A 22,875-nucleotide genomic window follows, 5' to 3' on the forward strand; every position below is an offset into this window, starting at 1 on the left:
CGATCGGAACTGCCCTGGCAACGCTTGCGGTGACGTGGCATCTGCACAAGCGATCGCACCCGGCCACGCAGCGCAGCGAGACAACGGCGCACTCAAAACTTCACCGTCGCGCGTGCCCAGTAAAAACGCCCAAGCAGATCGTAGGTGGCCACATCGGTGTTCGCATTGCCCACGTTATTGGAGTAATACAACGGCGGCTGCTTGTTGGCGATGTTGTCTACGCCGACTTCGAAGCGCGTATGCCACGGCTCCACGTTATAACCAAGCTGCAGGTTGTTGTAGACGTAGGCGCCGATATCGCGCACCACGGTCGGTTCGCTGGCATCGGCCGACAGACTCTGGTCCGGATCCGAATTACCGATGGCGGTGTGGCCCACATAGCGGATGCGCCAGGTAGCGCTCCAGTCGTCCAGCGCCCAGTTGACCGTGCCAAGTGCGCGCCAGCGTGGAAAATTGCCGTAGGCCTGGGTGTAGCGGCCGACGTTGTGGATGGTGACCGAGCTGGGATCGGTGGTGTCGGGCAGCACGTCGTAACGGGTGAGATAGGTGCCGTTGAGGCCGGCGGTGACATTACCCCACGTCATTGCAGGCAAGCGGTAGGTCAGGTTGAAGTCCATGCCCTTGGCCCACAGCTTGCCCAGGTTGACGGTGGGCTCGGCGATGTAATTGATGGTGCCATTGCCGTTGCGATGGATGAGCGCGCAGAACGCGCTGGCGGAATTGGCGAAGCATTGATTGAGCACAGTCTGCGCCGACACCGTGGTGATGGTGTCTTCCAGGTCGATGCGCCACCAGTCCGCGCTCAGCGACAAGCCCTCGATCCATTGCGGGTCGTACACGAATCCGACGTCGTAGGACTTACCGGTTTCCGGCTTGAGCTGGTAGCCCGCCACTGCCGCGCCGGAGACCTTGCCCGACACCTGCCCGTCTGATTGCTGGTAGCTGCCGTCAGTGGGCACATTGGCGCAGGCCACCGTATTGCCGCCGGTATAGCCATTGCACGGGTCGTTGACGGTGGCCGCATCGCCGGCTACGCCGGCATACAACTCGTTGATGTTGGGTGCGCGAAACACCTGAGAAACGGTGCCGCGCAGCAGCAGGTTTTCGATGGGGCGGTATTCCAGCGAGAGCTTGCTATTGGTCTTGCTGCCCACCGAGCTGTAGTCGGAAAAACGCGTGCCCACGGTGATGTTCAGCGCATTGATGCCGGGCAGATCCTTGAGCAGCGGGAACAGCGCTTCGGCATAGGCCTCCTTGACATCGAAACTGCCGCTCAAGCTGGACGAGCAGAATTCGATGACCCCGCACAGGCCGTTTTCATCGCCGGTCCATAACGGATCCGAGGCGGTGGTGGAGCGTTCCTTGCGGTACGAAATGCCCGCTGCCAGGCTGGCCTCGCCGGCCGGCAACGCAAAGAGCGTGCCGTTGGCATTGGCCTCGAATTGCTTGACCGTGTACACGCTGGTGACGATGGGGTTGACCACCATGCCCTGCAACGTGGCCAGATTGGCGCTGTCGTTGAGGTTGAAGAAATTCAACGGCGTACAGCCGGCAATCGCTGCGCCCGCACTGCCGCACTTGACCGTGCCATCGCTATCCAGAAACGAGGGACCGATGGCTTGATTGAACGCCGCATAGTCGAGAAAGCCGTTGTTGATCGACTTCTGCTTGACCTTGCCGTAGTTGAAGGTGGCATCCCATTGCCAGGAGCTGTCGCCGAAACGGCCGCGCAGACCCGGGCTGATCTGGAAGTTGTAGGTGTTGTACTGGTAGCGGCGGTTGCCCAACACGGTGGCGCGCGTATTGAGGTCGTTGTAGGAAGTGCCGGTGGTGCGGTCGGTGCCGAAGTTGACGCCGAACGGGTTGTAGTAACTCTGCGCCGACACCAGGATGTTGTCGCCGTTGGAAAAGATCGGAATCGGCGCAATGATCGAAGCCGACTCGGTTTTGCTGAACCAGGTATTGACGTAGCCCTCGACGCTGTCGCTGAAGCGGTAGGTCCCCAGCAGGAAGGCATTGGTGCGTTTTTGCGGGGTCTGCAACAGGTTGAACGGCTGATAGTTGTAGGAATCTGCAGCGGCGTTATAACAATGGAAATCGCCAGGACCGGCACGCCCACTAACACCGCTGTTGAGCGTGACGCGCCCGCAGCCATTGGACTGTGCAAGCAGCTGCGATTGATCCGACCCGTCATTGAAGTTCACTGTGCCGGTGGGCGTGGCGGAGGAGCCCTGCTTCACCGGTTGGCCATTGGTCAGGGCGAGCGCGTCCTTGGAGTAGTCGCGCGCCGCTGCCGAGACGGCATCGATGTTGTGATACGACAGGCCGCCGATCAGGCTGCCGCGCTCCCAGGTCTTGCCGGCGGTCAAGGTGAAGTTGCGGCGGTTGCCATCGCCTTCGCTGCTGGTGCCGAAGTCGCTGCTGAACTGCACGCCGTCGAAGCGCGAGCGCAGGATGAAGTTGACCACGCCACCGATCGCATCGGAGCCGTACACCGCAGACGCGCCATCGCTAAGCACCTCGATGCGTTCGATCATGCTGGAAGGGATGGCGTTGACGTCGTTGTAGGCCAGCCGGATGCCGTTGACCAGCACCAGCGTGCGCTTGTCGCCCAGGCCGCGCAGCGAGATCGCCGAGGCGCCGGTGCCGCCGCCGTTGTTGGTGTAGGGATTGGTGGCATTGCCGGCGATGGATGGCAATTCCTGCAGCAAATCGCCCACGGTCGCCTTGCCGGTGGCAGCGATCTGCTCCTGGCTGACGGTGACCACCGGGTTGGCGGTTTCGGTGTCCACGCGGCGCAGGCGCGAGCCGGTGACGACCACGCTGTCCAGCGTCTGCGTCGCATCGCCACCCGCCGCCTGCTGCGCAGCCACCGGCGCGACCGCACCTGCCGACAGCGCCAGCAACAGCGCGGAGGTGAGCATGCTCGGCAACGGCCGCGTGGTGGCGCTGGTCGTGCGGGAGAGAGGCAACGGCAACATCGGCATGCAAGGCTCCTGAGTGTGACGAAAGACAAACAGTGGGCAATACCTGCCCGTGCCGACGTACAGCGGCGCAGGGCGACGTAGATGGCAGACGCACGCTGCAACGGACCGCTGGCACGGTCGTGTTGCAGACACGCAGACAACGTGCGACGCAGGCGACCCGAAAATCGCGCAGCAACGCGTATTGCCAGGAAGGTGGTGCATTCCACACTGGATGCGCGTTTGCGCTCCAGTTTTCATCAGCTGGTCACAATGTGCCTGTGCGCGGACGCTACGTCTTGTCGCATTTGGCGAACGCGCATGCGGAAAACAGCATGGTTCGCAACTGAACGATCATGCGTGGCGGCACGAGCGCGCTCGAGCCCGCACGCTTGCGCACTGCTTGCGGCGATTGGAGTGCAGATCAAGCTGACCAGGATCGGTGCGCGGACCGGGGCATCGGGCTGGGTGTGCCGCGCACGTCAAATCGACGCACGCGAACGGCAGCGTACGCGCATCACGGCGCCGGTGCGGCTGGCGCTGCTGCATTGCGATTCCACTCCGGGGTGGGTGCCTGCTGCATCCAGCGCAGGAAGAAATCCAGCAGACGGCGCCTGCCGTAGTCGCCACCGGCACCGTGGTCGCCGCCCGGCACGACCAGCAGATCGAAGTCCTTGCCGGCCTTGATCAGGCGATCGGCCACCTGGAAGGTACTGGCCGGGTCGACATTCATATCCATGTCGCCGGTGACCAGCAACAGATGCCCCTGCAGGCGCGCGGCGTTCTCCACGTTCGACGAGGCGGCGTACCACGGCCCGACCGGCCAGCCCATCCACTGTTCGTTCCACCAGATCTTGTCCATGCGGTTGTCGTGACACCCGGAATTGGCCACACCCGCCACATAGAACTCCGGATGAAACAACAGCGCGCCCAACGCGTTCTGCCCGCCGGCGGAGGTGCCGTACACGCCGACACCGCCGCCGATGTCGTACCACGGGTACTGCGCCGCGGCGGCCTTGTGCCAGGCGATACGATCCGGCAAGCCGGCGTCCTTGAGGTTGCGCCAGGCCACATCGTGGAAGGCGCGCGAGCGGTTGTTGGTGCCCATGCCATCGATTTGCGCCACCGCAAACCCCATCCCGGTGAGCGACGGTGTGGCGGTGCTAAAGCGCTTGGGGACGAACGAGCCCTGCGGGCCGGCATAGATGTCTTCGACGACCCGGTAGCGCCGCTGCGGATCGAGCTGCTGCGGGCGATGGATGACGCCCCAGATCTCGGTCTTGCCATCGCGCCCGGTGGTGTGGAACGGCAGCGGCGCCTGCCACCCAGCCGCCAGCAGGCGGCTCAGGTCGGTGCGCTCCACCGTGCGTGCCAGCCCGCCATCTGCGCTGCGCCGCAGTTCCAGCACCGGGCCCAGATCCACGCGCGAATACAGATCCAGTAGCCATGTTCCATCAGGCGAATAGCGCACCTCATGATCGGCAGCCAGCGGGGTCAATGCGGTGAGCCCGCGGCCATCCAGGCCGACGCGATAGGCATGGCGATAGTACGGGTCCTCGCCGGGCTGCATGCCCGAGGCGGTGAAATACACCTGCCCTGCGGCTTCGTCGATGCGATCGAGCTTGCGCACTGCCCAGTCGCCACGGGTGATCTGGCGGATCACCTCGCCGCGGTGGCCATCGTACAGATACAGATGCTCCCAGCCATCGCGCTCGGAGGCCCACACGATTTGCCCGCCATCGTCCAGATCCTGGCGCGCGTGCTTGCCGCCGTCTTCATGCTCGCCACTGAGCTCGGAGTATTCGATGAAGGTGGGCGATGTCTCTTCGATGAGCGTGCGCGCGGTGGCGGTGCGTGCGTCCACCTCGATCACCCGATACAGCTGGTGCCCGCGCGCGTTGTATTCGAAGGTGAAGCCGCGGCTGTCGTTCCACCAGACCATCTCGCTCAAGGTGAAGGCATTGGGCAGCAAGGTCATCGCCACCGGATGCGCTGCGTGCGTGGCGATGTCGAACAGCACCGGTTGCATCACCGGCAATGCATCGCCCGGCTTGGGGTAGACCTGCTGATGCAACTTCGGCTGCAGCTGATCAGCGGGCGCCGACTCGATGTAATAGACCATCCGCGGCGGCGGTGCCTTGACCCGATACGCCGCCAGATGCTGCGAATCCGGCGACCACACCACGCTGTCGAGTGCGTAGTAGTCCTGCGCACTGCCATCTTGGCTGAGCACGCTGCGTTCGTGACTGCCGACCGGTGCGATGACCAGGTTGCCCTGCTCCACCCAGGCGCGCCAGCGGCCATCCGGCGATTGCTTGGCCTGCTGCTCGCCCTGTTTGTGCGGCAGGCGCATGTCCATCGATTCGGCTGGCAGGTCGCGTTCGGGCAGATGTGCGCAGCGATAGCGCCGCAGATCGCATTGCCAGCCCAGTTTCGCCAGCTGGAAGCTCAGGCGCTGCTGTTCCAGGGTGGGCTCCTCGAGCTGCAGTCGCGCTGCGTCGACTGCCTTGGCACCAGCCTGCGTCAACGCGGCGGCCAGTCGCGCGTGATCGAAGGCCAGTGTGTTGCGGCCACTGGCCGCCTCTACCAGGCGGTATTCGATGGCCGGCAACTGGTTGCTGCGTGCCACCCCACGCCGATACAGAAAATGCCCGGCATCCACCCACACCGGCGCCGTAGGCTGCCGGTCCACCAGCGAGGCATAGCGATCGGACAAGCCCATCGCTTGCGTGTACTGCGCTGGCGTGGGGGCGGCGAGTGGTGCCGCAGTCGCCGACACGATGTGCGCGAGGGCGAGCGACACGCACCAGGTGGCGATGGTGCGAAAGCGCATGACGGGGATCTGTGGCACCTGCGACCTCATCGAAGCGTTGGAAAGACAGTGCGGCGTTGATGGACGATGGCCGAGCCGCTGGCCGCAACCGCTGCGGCAGGCATACGCCAAGGACGCTGCGACAGGCCGGCCAGGAGAGCAGACGCGACGGCTGCGCGGGGCGACACAACTGCTTGCAATGTGGAGCAACGCACGTCAGCGCGCCTGAACCACTTGGGACACGTTCGCAAGGCATGCGCGGCCAGTGCGCGCAAGCCAGTTCGTTGTACCCCGCCAGTGCACTGCACTGCTCGCGCACCCTCAGCCATCGTTCGGCTGCCGCACGCGGTGCCTTGTCAGTTGCTTCACGGCGCATCGCAATGCGTGCTGTCGGCGGCTGTGGCAGATGGCAGCCGTTGTGGCTGTGGCGCCAGCACTTCCCATTCCTGCACTGCCAGCGCGGCGTAGCTGGCCGGGTTGCCGGAGGCGTCCATGACCACGCGCACGCAGCGCGTCGTCACCGGCGCGAACGACACCGCTTCATCGTGATCGGGACGCTTGCCATACCCATCGCGCGGCTGCACGGGCTGCCATCGCCCCGCGCTCCGGTATTCCAGATGCCAACGCGCCGGCGGTGCCACGCCGACGTCGGCACCGGCCGGGTGGTCGGCCCAGAACACGATGCGCGTGCGATCCACGGTGATCGGTTGCGCCCAGCTGTATTGGATCCACTGCTGCGATGGGTTGTGGTCCGTCCAGCTGCCCCACATCTCCGGCGGCAAGGGATTGGCCTTGACGATGCCGTCGTTGAGCGCGGCGATCCAGTACTGCACCGGGATATCCGGGCCATTGGATGCAGTTGCATAGGCCGACGGCGCTTGATTGCGCGTGGGCGGCGCAGGTGGCGTTGGACGCCGCGTCGGCACCACGGTGCGGATGCTGGCCGGCTGGGTGCTGTCGTCCCATTCCAGCCGGTCGATCGCCACGCTGCGGCGGAAATGCCCGCCGCCGTGCGCATCGGCGGTGTGATACACCAGATACCACTGCCGCTGAAATTCGACGATGCCCGGATGCGAGGTGGTCGAGGACACCGGCCGCAGCACGATGCCGCGATATGTCCACGGACCCAGCGGGGTTGGCGCGCTCGCATAGGCAATGCAGGCGTGATACAGCGTGGGCGTGCATGGCGAAAGACGCCCGGCGTTGTTGGCCGAGTAGGCCAGATAATAGGTGCCGTTGCGCTTGAACAGCCAGGGCGCCTCGAAATAACCGTCCAGCGTGTCCACGCGGATCGGCGTGCCCTTGAAGCTGATCATGTCGCGCTGCAGCTCCACGCCGTACAACGCACCGAAGGTGCCCCAATACAGATACGACCGTCCGTCGTCGTCGACCAGCACGGTCGGGTCGATGTTCTGGATGTCGTTGTGGCCCGGCACCGACTGCGAGACCACCGGACCCTGCGGATGCGCGTCGGTCCAAGGGCCGAGCGGACTATCGGCCACCGCCACGCCGATCGCGAATGGGTCGGCATTGGGCGAATCGCGCTGCTGCACCGGCGCATACAGGTAATAGCGCCCATCCGGGCCCTGCACGATCTGCGCCGCGTAGGCATGACGCTTGTCTGCCCAGGCAAAGACCTGCTGCGGCCGCAATAGATCGCGGTAGTGGGTCCAGTCGCCGCTGGCCGGATCGCTGCTGACGAACAGTTGCCAGCCAGGCATGACGAACGCATTGAGATTGGGAGCCGCGGTGTCGCGGCCGGCAATGATGTACAGCTTGCCATCGGCCACCAGCGGCGCAGGGTCGGCGGAATATGTGCTGCCGTCGGCGAGGATGGGATTGCCGGGTGCATGCAGCCGCGTTGCCTGCGGCGGCTGTAAGGCACAGGCCGGAGCGCTGGCCAGCAACAACCCGCACGTCACCACCAGCAACCGTAAAAACGTGCGCATCATGGCGCAGCCGCCTTGATCTGCACCAGCAGCGTCACCGACACGTGTCCGGTGGGTGCACGCCCTTGCGCGGTGCCGGTGAGCTGGAGTTCGCCAGGCTGTGCGTAACGCTCCGCTTGCAAGGTTGGCCATTGCACCGGCAAGCGTTCGCGCGAGCCGTCGTTGTATTGCACCGTCACAAAGCCCGGTAGCGTCGGTGCATGCCCAACCACCGCGCTCACCGTCGGCAACGGCTGCACGGTGTTGATCTGAGCCGGCGGCGTCGCGCGTACCCAGATGGTGGCCCTGACGGGAATCGCGCCTTCCACCAAGCCCTGCAGTTCCACCGTACCTTCGTGGCCCAGGCGGCTGGCGGCCAGCTCTGACCACTGCACCGCCACCGGCAGCACACTGCCATCGGCAAAGAACGCGGTGATCTCCTGTGGCAGCGTCGGCAGTTGCCCGGGAGCAGTCCGCAGATCGATCGTCTCCAACTGTTTGGGCAGATCAGACAGCGCCTGCCATTCGTCCACACCGATGGCGGCATGTCCGTCGCCCTTGGTCTGCGTCGTCAACACCACGCGCAGCCTGGTGGTTACGACCGGCACAAAGCTGGCGGTGCTCGCCGCACCTGTCGCCCCCGCGGCAATCGGGTAGCCGCTCTTGCTGACGATGTCCTGCCAACGTCCGTCCTGCAGCATCTGCAACTTCCAGCCAGCAGGCGCTGCCACCCCGCCATTGGGCTGGTCGTTCCACAGATAGAGCGTGCTCGACGACAAGCGCACCGGACGTGGCCATTGATACTGCAACCACACTGTCGCTGGCTGGTCGAGCCCATAGCTGCCCCAGCGCAGGCTACCACTGGGAAAGCTGCCCGGCTGCGGGATGAAGCCATCGTTCAAGGCCTGCACGCGGTATTGCATGCCGGTGAGTTGCGCACTGACAGCGGCCACGGCCTGCAACGGGATGCTCTGCAGCGGGCGCGAGGCGGCGGCGCTGACCTGCACATCGGCATGCCCCATCAGCGCCCCATCGTTGGCGACCAATCGCAAGATGTATTGCCCGGCACGGGTGAAACGTACCGAAGTCTGTAGCGCGGCGGCATCGGCAAACACCGCATCGCCACCTTCCGGGGCCTGCTGCACGCGCCAGCGCACCTGCAGCGTGCCAGTGGGCAAGCCGTCATCACCAACGCGGCCTTGCACCGCCACCGCGCCATCGGCGCCCGGCGTGTCCAGCTGCCATGCCTGCACCTGCGGCGGCGTGTTGCCCGCAAATGCCGGCGCCGGCAAGCCGCTATCGAACAGCTGGATTTCCTTGATGCCGGTGCGCGCCGTGCCAGCGTGCGTCACCACCACGCGCAGCGCGGCAGTGCGGATGGCCGGAAAGCGCACCCGATTGCGATTGCCCTCCGCCAGCGTGGCATCGCGGACCTGGCCGGGAACGTTCTTCCATCCACCGCTGCCGTCCTGATATTGCACGGTGTAGATCCACGGTGCCGCGTAGCCAGGCAGCGTTCCGGAGGGAAAGCCGTTCTGATCGCCGCCCGGCGACGAGCTGCGATAGAAGTACAGCACGACCTGATCCACGGTTTGCAGGCTGCCCAGGTCCAGCGCGATCCAGTCGCTGGCCGACGGCGAGCCGGCGGTACCCCAGAACGGCGTACTGGCAGTACTGCCGTCTACCGCCGCCGTCGCCGGCAAACCTGCGGCAGCGAAACTGGCGCTGACACGGGCACCCTCGGCAAGATCGCGACTGTGCGCGGGCGGCAGCGTCACATCCACACCGGCCTTGGCCAGGATCTGCGCGATCCGCGAGCCGGCCGCGAACGGCACCTGCGTCATCGACGCCAGCGGCGCGGGATGCGCTTCCAGCACCTGCGCGGTGCCATTGCGGTTGACCGCGTCCGGCGCGGCACTGACCTGGCCGCTGGCCGGGTCGTACACCACATGCGCCAACCGGTCCACACGGAACGCCAGGCGGCCATCCAGATAGACGCTATAGCCCTTCGGCAGCCGGCCACCGTAATGGCTGCCATCACGATCCCAGACGATGCTCAGATTGCGGTCGCGATAGCGCAGATTGTCGGCGGCGAAATGGTCCCAGCCGATATCGATCGGATACAACTCGATCTTGCCGTCGCTGCGCGGGCGAAAGCCCATCGCATCCTCGATCATGCTGAAGTTGGTCGCCCCCAGCTGGGTATGGTGGATCCAGGAGCGATAACCGATCTTGCCGCCGTTCTTGGCACTGCCCTTGGCCCAGAATTCGTTCTGGTCGGGGTAGCGATTGTCGCCATTGATAAAGGGCGCCCAGGCATTCCAGTACAGCAGCTTGCGGTAGCTCTGCGCGTTCAGATACGGGCTGGGGTAATCGCGCAGGGCCGAGCCGAATAGACGGAATGCCACCGTCGCATTGATGGTGGAAAAGTTGTTGCTGCCCACATCGGTGCCGCTGCCGCGCGCCTGCATGTCCACCTGGTTGGCGGTATAGAACGGGAACAGCGGGTATTGCGCTGCGTCGGCGAACAGCCGCAAGGCGCGCACATACTTGGGGGCGTAGTCGGAATCGCCCTGCTTGGGCATCAAGCCCACGCTGAACGGGTAGTAGTTGTTGGTTTCCTTCCAGTCGACCGCCAGCCGCGGCCCGTCGGCCTGGCGATGCTTGAGCAGATCGCCATACAGGCCAACTGAGTCGGGCGCGTCGCTGTGGTCCTGCCACAGCACGTCCAGCACAGCCTTGCGGATACGGCGCGCGGTGGCCTGCATGCGCTGCGCGGTAGCGGTGTCGCCCGCGAGCATCGCTGCCTGCGCCGCCGCCTGCGCATTGGCGTAGACGTAGGCGCTCTCGGTGCGGTCCATGCGGATCTGGCCGTGCTGGTCGGCCCAGTCGAACGACACCGCGTCGGCGTCGTTGCCGGTCATCGCCGCCCAGTCGTATTCGATCAAACCGTTGTGATTGAGATCGTAGGCCGCCAGTACGCCGTCCACGTCACCGCTGCCATAGCGTGCCAGCTTGCCCGCCAGCGCCGCTGGCCCACCATGGATCTGCATCGACCGCCATGCCGCGGCCGTGATGTATTGCGCATAGGAGTTGGACCAGTTCTCCGGCGAGCCGGGGTTGTCGGTGTACTTGCCACCGCCCGCGGTCTCGCCCGCGCTGAGCCAGGTGCCATAGGCGTACAGCGGATTGCGCAGGTATTTCAGATCGTCCAGGAACATCCCGGCGGTCAGCACGATGGCATTGTCGTAGCCAAGCACACCCTCGATGGCGACCGGGAACTGGTAGTCGTTGCCGGGGACGTTGGCATCGAGGAAGTTGAAGCGCAGCACCCACCAGCGATAGAACAGGCTCTTACTGATGTTCTCGTCGGGCGTATCCAGGTACGGCAGATTGTCCACCCACCAGCGGTTATAGCTGGCCACGTGCTGCTGGTAGGCCTGCTGCGGCGTCTGCGCGGCAATCCGCGTGTACTCGGCGCGGGCTTCGGGCAATTCGCGGGTAAGCATGCCGAGCTGCAGCTTGATTGCCGCCGTTTCGCCACTGGCAGGAATCTCCACATCGCGCACCAGCTGCTGCCCCTCGACGCGGAAGCCATCGCCGGACAGACGGGGGAAGACCGTCGTGATGTGGTTGTAGGCGTCGAATGCACCGGTCAACTCGTTGCCGTCGGCATGCTGGGCGATCGGCGACACCGCTTGCAGCGATAGCGTGTGCGCTGCGCCATCCAGACTGGACAGCACGACGCTGGCGACCGCCACGTTCTGCTCGGTGATGTACTTGACCAAGCGCATGCGCACGCCCGCGTCGGCATCTTCGAACACTGTGGTGAAATAGCTCGGCGTCTGACGCCGCTGCTGCGACACCTCCTTCCAGTGGATACGACGCTTGCCCAGCGTGGAGTGGATGTGGAACAGCGCGTCGTAGTCGGTGGCATGCCAATACGCCACCTGCCCAACGAATCCCGGCGCATCGGGCGCGTGATAGGTCAGATACGCGGCACGGCCGCGGGTAAACAGCCAGTCGTTGCGATCGTCGAAACCGCCGCCGGTTCCCTCGCGCACCAGCATGCGGTCGATCCAGAAATCGTTGCCCGGCACCTGCCCTGCCCCATGCGCGACATCGGCCGCGTAGATCCGTGCCAGTTGTCCGCCGGGCGCAAACGGCACCGCGCTGTCGGGCATCGGGTGGTCCAGCCCGTGGAACAGCGGCTCGCCGATCATCGCGTTGGGCTGGGCGATCGGCGCTTCCTGGGCGACTGCAAGCGGCCAGCCCAGCATGACGCATGTCCACAACAGCGCAGCAGCGCCGGTGCGTCGGGTCAAACGCAACCAGCGCCGGTGCCGCGCCAGGAACAACTTCCAGCGTAAATTCCTCATGCATCCATCTCATTAGCGTGCAAGGCAGCGCGATCGATGCGGCGGCTGGTGCGCATCGGACAATAAACAGCGGCGATACTCCCTATTGCATCGCAAGCGATGTAACGCAGCCGCCTCACTATAGTTGTTTGCGCCGGCAACACCTGCGTCAACACGAAGTGCAGCGATGCAATGCGAACCTTGCTGTGCGTCGTCTGCCGCCACGCGTAGCGATCGTGGCGACAGATGACGCGAACCGCCGGCCGCGCACCCACCGGCTGACGCAGGCCATGCAGGGCAACCCCAGCCTTGCGCCAACTTGGCGCGCCATTGCTCGGTGCGGCATGTACCGCGCGTCCACTGCGTTCCAAGGGCGGTGCGCCGTCTACGTTGCCTGACATCTGTTTGCTGCCTTGTTAGCCGCCCTAAAACTCCACGCGCAGCCGGCTCCAGACATACCGCCCGAGCGTGTCGTAGGTGCTCGCTTCGGTATTGGCCGCATTGGAGTAGCTATAGAACCGTGGCGGCTTGCGGTCGCCCAGGTTGTCGATGCCCACCGCCAGCGTGCTATGCAGCGATGCGATCTTCCGGCTCAGCGAGGCGTCGTGATACACCACCGAGCCGATTGGGAAGTAGGCGCAGCTACCATCGGCATTGGTGTCGACGCAGAAATTTTCGTACTGGCTACCGTTGACCGTGCGGCCCAGGTAACGGGCGTTCCAGCTCGCATGCCACGGGCCCTTGTCCCAGGCCAGATTGGCCACGGCGCGCCAGCGCGGCTGTTGCCCCAGCTGGAATTTTCGCCAACGTAATTATGCGAATCGCCCGCAAAGCGATAGCTGGAGAAGAACGTCGCATCCAGCCCCAGCGCAAACGTGCCCCAGGCAGTATCGGCCAGCGTGTAGTGAATGCCGGCATCGTAGCCGCGAATATCGACCTTGCCGCTGTTGTACGCGAACGGCACCGACACCCGCGTCAGCTGTCCGGTGGCATCGCGTTGAATCAGCGGACAGAAGGCGGCTTCGCTGCCGTCGAAGCAATCGCTGACCACCTGCTGATAGCCGACACCGCTCAGCATGTCGTCCAGCACGACTCGCCAGCTGTCCACGTTGAGCGACAGCCCGCGCAACCGATCCGGGTCGTAGACCACGCCCACATTGTAGGAGCGGCCACGCTCGGGCTTGAGCTTGAAGCCCACGTTATTGGCGCCGGAGGTCACCACGTTGAACTGCGCAGTGTTGGTGAAGCTGCCATCGTTGGGCACGTTCGCGCAGGCCGGATTCGGCGCGCCGGTCAAGCCTGTGCACGGGTCCTCGAAATCGCCGGTGTTGTCGACCACGCTGTTGTAGGGCGAGCCATACAAATCGCCCAATGCCGGCGCCCGGAACACCTGCGAGCCGGTGGCGCGGACCAGCAGATTCGCAATTGGCCGCCACTCGATCGCAAGCTTGCTGTTGGTGGTGCTGCCCCAGGCGTCGTAGTTGGAATAGCGCGAGCCCAGATTCAGGTTCAACACATGGGCGAACGGCACATCCTTCAACAGTGGCAGCAGCAATTCCGCATAGGCTTCCCTGACCGACTCATCGCGCCCCTGCTTGAGGATGCAGCCATCGTTGTAGTCGCAATTGCCATCGGCATCGGCAGCGGCCACCTCGCTCGTCGTGCCCTGCGCGAACGTGTTGGTGCGATACACCAGGCCGATGGCCGCCTGCACCATTCCGGCCGGCAGCTTGAACAGATCGCCATTGGCGCTGATATCGACAAAGCGCATCTGGCTTTTGTCAATCAGGTCCACCGGCCGCTGCGTGCCACGCAATGCGGCGATGGTGGCCGGGTCGTTGGGGTTGAAGACATTGATCGGCGTGCAACCGGCGATCACTGCGTCCGGCGCGCCGCACTTCACTCCTCCGTCGCTGTCCAGGAACGAAGCACCGACTGCGTTGTTCAACGCCGAGGTGATCGAAAAACCGGTGCGCACCAAGGTGTCCTTGTAGCGTGCATGGCCGGCCGCCGCATCCCACTGCCAACTGGTGCCATCCACGCGCCCGCGCAAGCCAGCCACGATATTGGTCTGGAACATGGTGGAGGTGTAGACGCGCGTATTGGCCTGCGGAGAGCGCAGATAGTAGGCGTCCAGTTGATCGCCGAACGGGTTGTAGTAGTTGTCTACCGCGTCCGGCATTTCCAGCCCGTAGGCATCCAAGCGCGAGACCGTCTTGCTGCGCGTCCAGAACACGTCCATGTAGCCCTGCACGCTGGGGTTGAAGTCGAAACTGCCGTGCAGCGAGGCATTGGTGCGTTTGATCGGGGTGATCAGGTACTGCGCGTCGTAGACGTTGTAGCTGTCGGTGGCGCGATTGTAGGGGCGAAACGCCTCTTCGCCGACCGGCCCCGGCGCGACGCCATCCACCGGCGTCAGCACGCGCCCGTCGGTCAGGAAGGCGCGGGTGTTGGCTCCGCGAACCTCGCTGACCTGCCCATCGAGATATTCCACCTGCTTTGCCGCATAACTGCGGTCGCGATTGAACACCGGGTTCATCGAGTTTCGGCTGAGCCCTACGATCAGCCTACCGCGGTCCCAGGTCTTGCCCCATTCCAGCCCGTGCGTGCGTCGATTGGCATCGCCATGGGTGCTCTGCGCGTAGTCCGCGGTGGCAGCGAATCCGTCGTATTTGTCCTTGAGGATGACGTTGACCACCCCGCCGATCGCATCGGAGCCGTATACCGACGACGCACCGTCGGTGAGCACTTCCACGCGCTCCACCATCGCTGCGGGGATTGCATTGACGTCCACGCCGGGCGCCGACGCCACGCTGCTGGCAGGCCCTGCCATGCGATGGCCGTTGACCAACACCAAGGTGCGCTCGGGCCCGAGATTGCGTAGCGACACCAGCGCGCGGCCGTGACTGAAGTTGGAATTGAGCGCGGGCCCGGTCTGGAAGCCGGCCATCATCGGCAAGCGTTGCAGCAGCTGCCCCAGCGTGCTCTGCCCGCTGTCTTCGATACGCTGCCGGTCGATCACTACGACCGGGCTGGCGGTTTCGGCGTCGACGCGGCGCAGATGGGTGCCGGTGACGTTGATCTGATCCAAGGTCTGGGTGGCATCGTCTGCGCCATCGCCACGCTGTTGCGCGGCGGCCGGCACGGCGGCGACCGCCAGTGCAAACAACACAGCGTTGACGAGCCTGGTGGTCTGCAAGACGCGTCGTTGGGGAGCAACAGCAGTGCGGCTGGACGACATCGGAAATCCTCGTGCTGACGCAGGGTACGGGCCACCTTCCTGCACGACCGCGCACGGCCAAGCCGCACCGGCACAGCGCACAGATGGAGGGATCGATCACGACAGAAACTGCACCGGCCTGCCGTCTCAGCGGCAGGTCTCTACGCATGCAAGGACGGCACCTGCTACGGCACCGCTTTCCCCTGAGAGCACACGTTGTGACACACGCGTTACGTTAAAAAAATCTTGCGACAACGGCACTGCGCCGTCTTGACGAATTTAGTCGGGGCGCATGCGGAAAATCGCGTGCTTGCGCCTGCTTTCGGGCATGCCTGGATTGCCCAAGCAGCGACATACCGACACGATCATCCGATGTGCCCTGGTCTCTACGATCGACTACAGCACCTGCATGCGATCAGCAAAGCGGCACTGTGGCACGCCATGTCCAGCAACACTGCAGCAAGGCGATGCTTGCGCATCGCGTCGCGGTTGTCAGACGTACCACGCCTGCACCTTCACCAGTGCAGCAGCACCGGGCAAGGCCACCCGATCCGCATGCGAGCCCTGCACTCGCGCCGGTTTTCCATCGACCAGCACGCGCTGCAGGCGTGTGCCTGCGGGCGTGCGCAAGGTGAGCCAGGTGCGTGCAGGTGCGCGTTCCGGCAATTGCACATCGGCACTGATGCAACGCGCCGCAGTGTCGGTGCGCAGCGTCAAGGTGACCGTGCCCCAGCGCGTTGGCGCTGCGGTGATGCCAACAGGCGCACCGCTGCCCAGCCACGCGCGCGGTACCGCACGCGCGAGAAACAACTGCTCGCCGGCGCTGTCGTCGCTGACCAGCATCCAGCGCAGCAGCAAGGGAATGGTCATCTGCGCCGGGATGCAGAACAACGGCATGCCGCCGGTGATGCCGCTGACTTCCCCGGCGGTCCAACTACCGCGCGTGTGCACTTGATAGCGATGCGCGTAGACGAACAACAGGTATTCTTCGATGCGATCCAGCCGCAGCAGTTGTTGCGCGTAGCCGTAGGAAATGAAACCGAGCAGATCGCGGCTGCCCGGCTCCGGCGGTGCGATGTTGGCCACCACGCCAATGCTGGTGCCGCCGTGGCCACGCAGGCAATCGATCACCAGGTGGGCCAGATCGTCCGGCAACACATCGGCCTGCAGCAGTTCGGCATATGCACGATGCGGCCATTGCTGTTCGCTGGGCTTTTCCTGCAGCAGCGATTGGCGGAAGGTCAATGTGGTCCCGGGCAACGGACCCACGTACGGCGGCGAAAGGTCGCGACGCACGTTGGCACGCAGGCTGGCCTCCAGCCGCGTACGCAGCTGCTTGGCGCGGCGTTGCCATTGCGCGGCCTGGCCGGCATCGCCATCGAGCGTGCTCCACACCTGTGCGATGTCTTCCCAGCCGCGAATGGTCAGCGCGCTATTGGCGAAATACGGTTTCCACCATAGCGATGGATCGGGAAACAGGCAGGCATCGGATTCGTTCCAGCCGTGCAGCAACCCATGGCCATGCGCCGTGCGCGGCAGTGCCAGCGCCTGGTCGTGCAAGGCGCACAACAGCTGCGCGGTGGCGGCGATCTTGGTCAGCACGCGGCGCAGCCGTGGCGCATCGCCGGTGTAACGCAGGTACCGCGCCAGCAACGACAAGGTGAGCCCGAACTGCCCGACTTCCGGCCCGCGCATGTTCGGCAGGCCATCGTCCTGCACGAAGGCGTCGAAGTAGTTGTCGAGCACCGCCGCGGCTTGTGCAAAGCGTCCCCACTCCAGGTTGGCGTACAACGAGCTGGTAAAGGTGTCCTGAAAACCGTCGTATTCGTTGCCGTAGTAATCGCGTTCCACCGCGCCATACTTCGGGTAGTCGCCGCCAGGGCGCACCACCAGCTCGCGCGCGAACGCGAACTGCGCCATGTCGTTCCAGCTCGCATCGGGAAACTGCGCCTGCACGGTGCCCTGCAGCGCCTGCTGCCAATACGCAGCGAAATCGATCAGTGCGGCGTAGAACTGTTCGGCCGTGGCGGCGCTGCGCGAGGGGGCAAATTCGGGGTAGCTGTGCGTGTAGTGCACCGCGACGATGGCGCCGGCCTTGACCTTCATGGTGCGGTGCCAGGTCTGCACCACGAAGCGGTCGCTTGCCCGCACGTCGGCAAACACCAGCACGTCGTACCAGCTGTCGGGCTCGCCCTCACGGCGCATCACCTTGCGCACCGCCGGCATCCAGCCGCCGAGCATGCCTTCTTCGCGGCGCTTGATCAGCGCTTCCTCGCCCAGCTCGGCGAAGGCTTGTTCCGGACGCGAGGTGCGGCTGCGACCGTTGGGGAGGATGGGCATGGTGTCCAGGCTTTCGCGTGTGCCCACAAAGGTGGTCCACGGCCAGCGGCCGCCGTTGTCCTTGGGGTCGAGCAAGGAGGCAGGCGGCGGCGCGGCATCGCGCACCTGTGCCTCGTCCGGGTCGCCGTCGCGCAGCAGGCGGTCGGCCAGCAGGTCGGCTTCGGCCATTGCCACCTGCGCCAGCGGCAGCCCGAAATACGGCGTGCCCCCGGCCGGATAGGCCGGCTCGGTGCGTTTGTCCAGGCGCAACATGCCGCTGTCGGTGCACAACGTGAGCTGGCCTTGCGCGTCGTCCAGATGCTCGTAGACCGTCCAATGCCGCTGCAGGTGGGTGAAGCTGCACAGCGTGCTGCCGACATGCGCGGCCGAAGGCAGCGGTTCCAGACGGGGCAGCGTCGGCGCCGGCAGCGTGCTTGCAGCCGACGACGTGGCCAGCGTGGCACCTGCACCGACCGCCGCGGTGGCCGCCACGCCCCGACGCAGAAAGGTTCTACGGTCCATCGTTACTCCCTCGAATGATCGTGGCCCATCGTGCGCGCGTTGCTGCACGGCGTCTTGTGACGGCGGTCAGACACCGGTGCGGAAATCTGCACATCGCCCCGACGCGTGGACCGCTGACGGTTGGGCGCGCGGCGGCCCTGAGTGCGCCAGGACGCTGGCCTCGCAAACCACGCGGCATGCTGTCGCAGGATTTGAGGCGCACGCGGGCGATGCTGATCTTGCTGCAACCGCTTGCCATTGCGTGCCATTGGCCGGTGGCCCAGCGATCGATGCGTCCGTGCTTCGTATTGCAGTCCATCGCACGCGGTACCCCGCTGCACGGACAACCCGCGCATGGCGTTGAATGCACACGCTGGCAGTCGTGCGCGCCGCGCTGGTCGCGCAGCACGCGGCGGCGACATTGGATCTGCACCAACCCACGTTGTCCCACCCACCTCGATGGAGTTCTCCCCCGCATGCACACGATCCTGGCCGGCAGTGAGCGCCGTACCGCCCCCTCCACCATCCAAGCCGGACAACCGCCGCAGGACGAACGCCTGCGCGTCCTGCTCGCGGTGCGGATGCCGGCATTGAATGCCGCTGCCGATGCGCTGCTGCAACTGCAGCCCGATACGCTACCGAGTGCATGCACGCGCGCGGAGTTCAGCGAGCGCTTCGCTGCCAGTGCGACCGATCTGCAGGCCGTTGCCGACTTTGCCGCCAGCTATGGCTTGACGATCGAGCACGCGCACGCAGACAGCGGCAATGTGATCGCGGAAGGCACCGTGCAGCAATGCGAGGCCGCATTCCAGGTCAGCTTGCGCGACTATATCGATGGTGCATTGCGCTATCGCGGACGCACCGGCCCGGTATCGATTCCACAGACCCTGGGCGGCATCGTCACCGCCGTGCTCGGGCTGGACGCACGCCCGCAGGCTCAGACGCTGCCCAGCGTGCCTGAGACGACTGCCTCCTCGCCACCCGCGGTGCGGCCCATTGCAACGGCGGACAGTCAGGATGGTCCGATCATGCAATACACGCCACCGCAGCTGGCGCAGCTCTACGGCTTTCCCGAGCACGACGGGCACGGTCAATGCATCGGCATCATCGTGTTGGGCGGCGGCTATGCACGCGAACAGGTGGCGGCCTATTTCGCGCAGCTGCGCGTGCCCATGCCGACACTGGTCGATGTGCTGTTGCCCGGGGCCACCAATACCGTCAGTCGCGGCAATGCTGATGCCGATGTCGAAGCGCAGATGGATATCCAGATCGCCGGGGCAATCGCGCCGGGCGCCAAACTGGTGGTGTATTTCGCGCCCAACACCGACAACGGTTTTCTGGAAGCGATCAACGCCGCCATCCACGATGCAGAGCATTCTCCTGGCGTCATCGCCATCAGCTGGGGCTTCACCGAATCGCAATGGACGCCGCAATCGCGGCAGGCGTACGACTGTGCGTTTCAGGCCGCTGCACTGATGGGCATCACCGTGTGCATTGCCGCTGGCGACGATGGCGCCAGCGACGGGCAGCCAGGATTGAATGTCTGCTTTCCGGCATCCAGCCCGTTCGTGCTTGCCTGCGGCGGCACTCGGCTCCAGGTAACGGCCGACAGCGCCAACGAACAAGCCTGGACGAACGGCGGCGGCGGAGAAAGCAGGTTCTTTGCTCGCCCTGCCTGGCAGATGGGTCTGCGCATCACCAATGCGCAGCATCAGTCACGCCAGTTGGGCATGCGTGGTGTCCCCGATGTCGCAGCCAATGCCGATGCGCAGACCGGTTACTACCTGTTGATCAACGGGCAGCCCGCCGTGATGGGCGGCACCAGCGCCGCTGCGCCGTTATGGGCGGCCTTGCTGGCACGCATCTACGGCGCAAACCGCATGCAACCCCGCTTCGTGTTGCCGCGTCTGTACGGTCGACCGGGTGCATTCCGCGACATCGTCGCCGGCGATAACGCCGGCTTCCGTGCATCCACCGGCTGGGACGCCAATACCGGGTTGGGCGTGCCCGACGGCGCACGTTTGGCCGAGGCGCTGCGACCGGACTGAGTGTGGCATGGGCGATGCTGCAAGCAGCCATCACCGCGCGCGGAATGCCCCGATATCCGCGTACAAGCGCGGTGGCTGCCGCTCGCCTCGCTGCGTCGCTCCAGCTCCCCTGCAGGTTTGCCGCCACGCACGCTCAGGCCACTTGCATGCGGCACGTGCGACCCACCGTGGCCGACGTTTCACCACCAGGCAAAACCTCGCAGGGTGGGCGCACTGCCGCCCCTGCCATTTGACCGCATGACTTTCCGGCCGGGCCCGCCGCCCGCTGCCTCGGCCACACTCGCCGCACGTCCACCGCCGCAGGGTGCGCTTGCGGTGGCGCGGACACGATCATTCCACAAGGAGCGTCATGCAGACCCCAGTCCCTTGCGAACCGAACGGCGTCAACGCTGCGGCATCCCGTTCGGCCGTGACCGCGCCATGGCAACATCGCATGGTGTGCTCCGCATTGCTGACGCTCATCGCGCCCAGCGTAGCGCAGGCGCAAGTGGATCTGTCGCAGCTGGATGCGGAGATGGCCGCGCCACGCACGCAGGTGCTGGTACTCGGCAGCGTGCATCTATCGCAGGTGCCCAAGGGCAGCGACATCAGTGCCGCGCGCCTGCAACCGCTGATGGACCGACTGGCCGCTTACCGCCCCACCATCATCACCGTCGAAAACCTGTCTGGCGAAAGCTGCGATCTGATGCGCCGGCATCCTGCGGTCTATCTGCCCGAAGACACCACTAACTATTGTCCGGACACCGCCGACGCTGCGCGTGCCACCGGACTGGATGTGCCAGCCGCCGTTGGCCAGGTACGCAGCGCATTGAAGACCTGGCCGCAGACGCCCATGCCGGCACAACGTCGCCATCTGGCAGCGCTGTTCCTGGCCTCCGGCGACCCGTCATCTGCGTTGGTGCAATGGCTGCAGCTTGCACCCGCCGACCAACGTGCCGGCGACGGGCTGGATGCTGCGCTGGTTGCTCGCTTGCGCAAGGCAGAGGAGCGCCCCAACGAGAGTCACCAGATCGCCGCGCGGCTGGCGGCACGGCTTGGTTTGCAGCGTGTGTATTCGGCCGACGATCACACCGGCGACAACATCGATATAGGCGATCCGGTGTCCTACGGCAAGGCGATTCAGGCGGCCTGGGACAAGGCCGCGCCGCGTGCACGTACCATGCGCGAACACGAAGACCAGTTGGCAAGCGAAAGCAAACTGCTGGAGTTGTACCGCGCGATCAATCTACCTGCCAGCCAGCAGCTGGCGATTGCAGTGGATTTTCGCGCTGCGTTGAGCGAGGACTCGCCGGAGCACTACGGCTATCGCTACGTGTCCGGGTGGGAAATCCGCAACCTGCGCATGGTGTCTAACGTGCGTGCCAGCTTTGCCGACCAACCCGGCGCACGGGTATTGGCGGTGGTCGGCGCGATGCACAAACCCTGGTTCGACAACTGGCTGGGACAGCTACAGGGCGTGGATATCATAAATGCGGCACAGGTGCTGGGCACTGACGGGCAATGAGTTGTGAGTACAGCGATTTCAGTATGACGCTCCAGACCAACGCCTGTTTATTTGAATACGTGATGCCCTCACCGCGTCTGCGTTGCGAGGAGATCGACGCGTCGCGTGTGCGGTGCCCTCACCGCTCGCGGGACACGCCGTCAAACCGTCCATGGGGGCTCGATGGCGGCATCCATGCCGCCAACGGTCCCGCAATCGGCGACGGCACCGCACCAGACAGTTGGCGGGTGGTTTTGATGAAAGCGAAGGAGAAGGGCAAAGCCCTCTGCCGGTTGCTTTGCCGAACCATGCGCACCGACCATCTCGACTGGTCCTTGCCCGCCCACCGTCGCGGGACCCTTGGCGGCATGGATGCCGCCACGGAGCTTACATGGACATACTTGCAGCATGCCCCGCGATGGTGGGCGGGCAAGGGCCCTGCAGCAAAACGCGAAGACCTTGAGTGCGCGGTGCACTCACCGCACCTGAGAGTTGGCTGGTTATTTTCGACGGCGTCGCATTGATGGTTGCTTGTTGAAACGCTGCGCACCGACCAGTTTGGCCGGTCCTTGCCCGCTCACCGTCGCGGGACCCTTGGCGGCATGGATGCCGCCACGGAGCTTACAAGGACGTACTTGCAGCGTGTCCTGCGATGGTGGGCGGGCAAGGGCCCTGCAGAAAACACGAAGACCTTGAGTGCGCGGCATCCTTGCCGCTCGCAGGACACGCCGTGCACACAATGCAACAGGTCGACGACCGTCGTCGTGTAGGCCAACCGCTTAGGTCAATACATCCAACAAGCTACCCAGCATCTCGTCGGAGCGCCGCAACACGTTGGCATTTGCCTGGAAGTCATTGCGTGCCGATAGACCTTCCACCAGATCGGTGGCCGGTGCAGATGGATCGGCGCTGGCATCGACGACGCTGGCGGCCACGCCGGCATTGGCCTGGGTGCTGGCCGCGACAGACTGACGTGGGCTGCCATCCACGGGCTGGCGGGCTACATTGCTGGCCGCGACCTGCTGACGCAGCGCGGCGACCTGCATTCCGGAACTGGCGATGCTGCTGATGCTCATGATGGCTCCGCTGTAGAAACTGAGAACTAACCGATGACGTTTGTTGACAACCCACCAACACACTCGCAGCTGGCAACTGCGTTCTACTGTTTTGGCACTTGCATCAACAAATATGTGTCAGTGGCACTGCTCGGAACACTAGAACCGGCGGACAGCAGCCGCAATGT

At 64.8% G+C, this 22,875-nt stretch carries 9 protein-coding genes and 1 pseudogene; 3 read left to right on the forward strand and 7 right to left on the reverse strand.

Going from position 1 to position 22,875, the window contains the following annotated elements; genetic code table 11:
• Positions 1-92 precede the first annotated feature (92 nt).
• The 6 genes and pseudogenes from FLG15_RS12895 to FLG15_RS12925 all read right to left on the reverse strand — a co-directional run bounded on the left by FLG15_RS12895 (position 93) and on the right by FLG15_RS12925 (position 18,122).
• Positions 93-2,987, reverse strand: a complete 2,895-nt coding sequence (locus FLG15_RS12895; RefSeq protein WP_057678038.1) for a TonB-dependent receptor domain-containing protein — start codon at positions 2,985-2,987, stop codon at positions 93-95.
• 493 nt (positions 2,988-3,480) lie between these two features.
• The gene (locus FLG15_RS12900; protein ID WP_150146479.1) at positions 3,481-5,826 is read right to left on the reverse strand and encodes a S9 family peptidase; all 2,346 of its coding nucleotides are present in this window, start codon (positions 5,824-5,826) and stop codon (positions 3,481-3,483) included.
• Positions 5,827-6,140: 314 nt separating this feature from the next.
• Entirely contained in the window at positions 6,141-7,727 is a 1,587-nt protein-coding gene (locus FLG15_RS12905; RefSeq protein ID WP_057678036.1) for a family 43 glycosylhydrolase, read from the reverse strand.
• Positions 7,724-12,082, reverse strand: coding sequence for an Ig-like domain-containing protein (locus FLG15_RS12910; protein ID WP_150146483.1), 4,359 nt, complete (start codon positions 12,080-12,082; stop codon positions 7,724-7,726). Before FLG15_RS12910 ends, FLG15_RS12905 begins: the two co-directional genes overlap by 4 nt.
• Positions 12,083-12,486: 404 nt before the next feature.
• A pseudogene (locus FLG15_RS12920) lies at positions 12,487-15,302 on the reverse strand (TonB-dependent receptor domain-containing protein).
• 471 nt (positions 15,303-15,773) lie between these two features.
• The gene (locus tag FLG15_RS12925; protein ID WP_150146486.1) at positions 15,774-18,122 is read right to left on the reverse strand and encodes a Tat pathway signal protein; all 2,349 of its coding nucleotides are present in this window, start codon (positions 18,120-18,122) and stop codon (positions 15,774-15,776) included.
• Positions 18,123-18,577: 455 nt separating this feature from the next.
• Here FLG15_RS12925 and FLG15_RS12935 point away from each other — a divergent pair, with 455 nt between their 5' ends.
• The 3 genes from FLG15_RS12935 to FLG15_RS23510 all read left to right on the forward strand — a co-directional run bounded on the left by FLG15_RS12935 (position 18,578) and on the right by FLG15_RS23510 (position 22,156).
• Positions 18,578-20,149, forward strand: a complete 1,572-nt coding sequence (locus FLG15_RS12935; protein ID WP_150146489.1) for a S53 family peptidase — start codon at positions 18,578-18,580, stop codon at positions 20,147-20,149.
• 433 nt (positions 20,150-20,582) lie between these two features.
• Positions 20,583-21,653 carry a DUF5694 domain-containing protein gene (locus tag FLG15_RS12940; protein ID WP_150147685.1) on the forward strand — a complete coding sequence of 357 codons (1,071 nt, stop codon included), beginning with the start codon at positions 20,583-20,585 and terminating at the stop codon, positions 21,651-21,653.
• Positions 21,650-22,156 (forward strand): hypothetical protein, encoded by a 507-nt coding sequence (locus tag FLG15_RS23510; RefSeq protein ID WP_209228053.1) that lies wholly within the window; start codon positions 21,650-21,652, stop codon positions 22,154-22,156. The genes FLG15_RS12940 and FLG15_RS23510 overlap by 4 nt, the downstream gene beginning before the upstream one ends.
• Positions 22,157-22,411: 255 nt before the next feature.
• Here FLG15_RS23510 and FLG15_RS12955 read toward each other — a convergent pair whose 3' ends face one another.
• Positions 22,412-22,708: a flagellar basal body rod protein FlgC gene (locus tag FLG15_RS12955; RefSeq protein ID WP_150146495.1), complete on the reverse strand. Its 297-nt coding sequence runs from the start codon at positions 22,706-22,708 to the stop codon at positions 22,412-22,414.
• Positions 22,709-22,875 lie beyond the last annotated feature (167 nt).

Source organism: Xanthomonas phaseoli pv. dieffenbachiae (assembly GCF_008639345.1).
GTDB lineage: Bacteria > Pseudomonadota > Gammaproteobacteria > Xanthomonadales > Xanthomonadaceae > Xanthomonas > Xanthomonas phaseoli.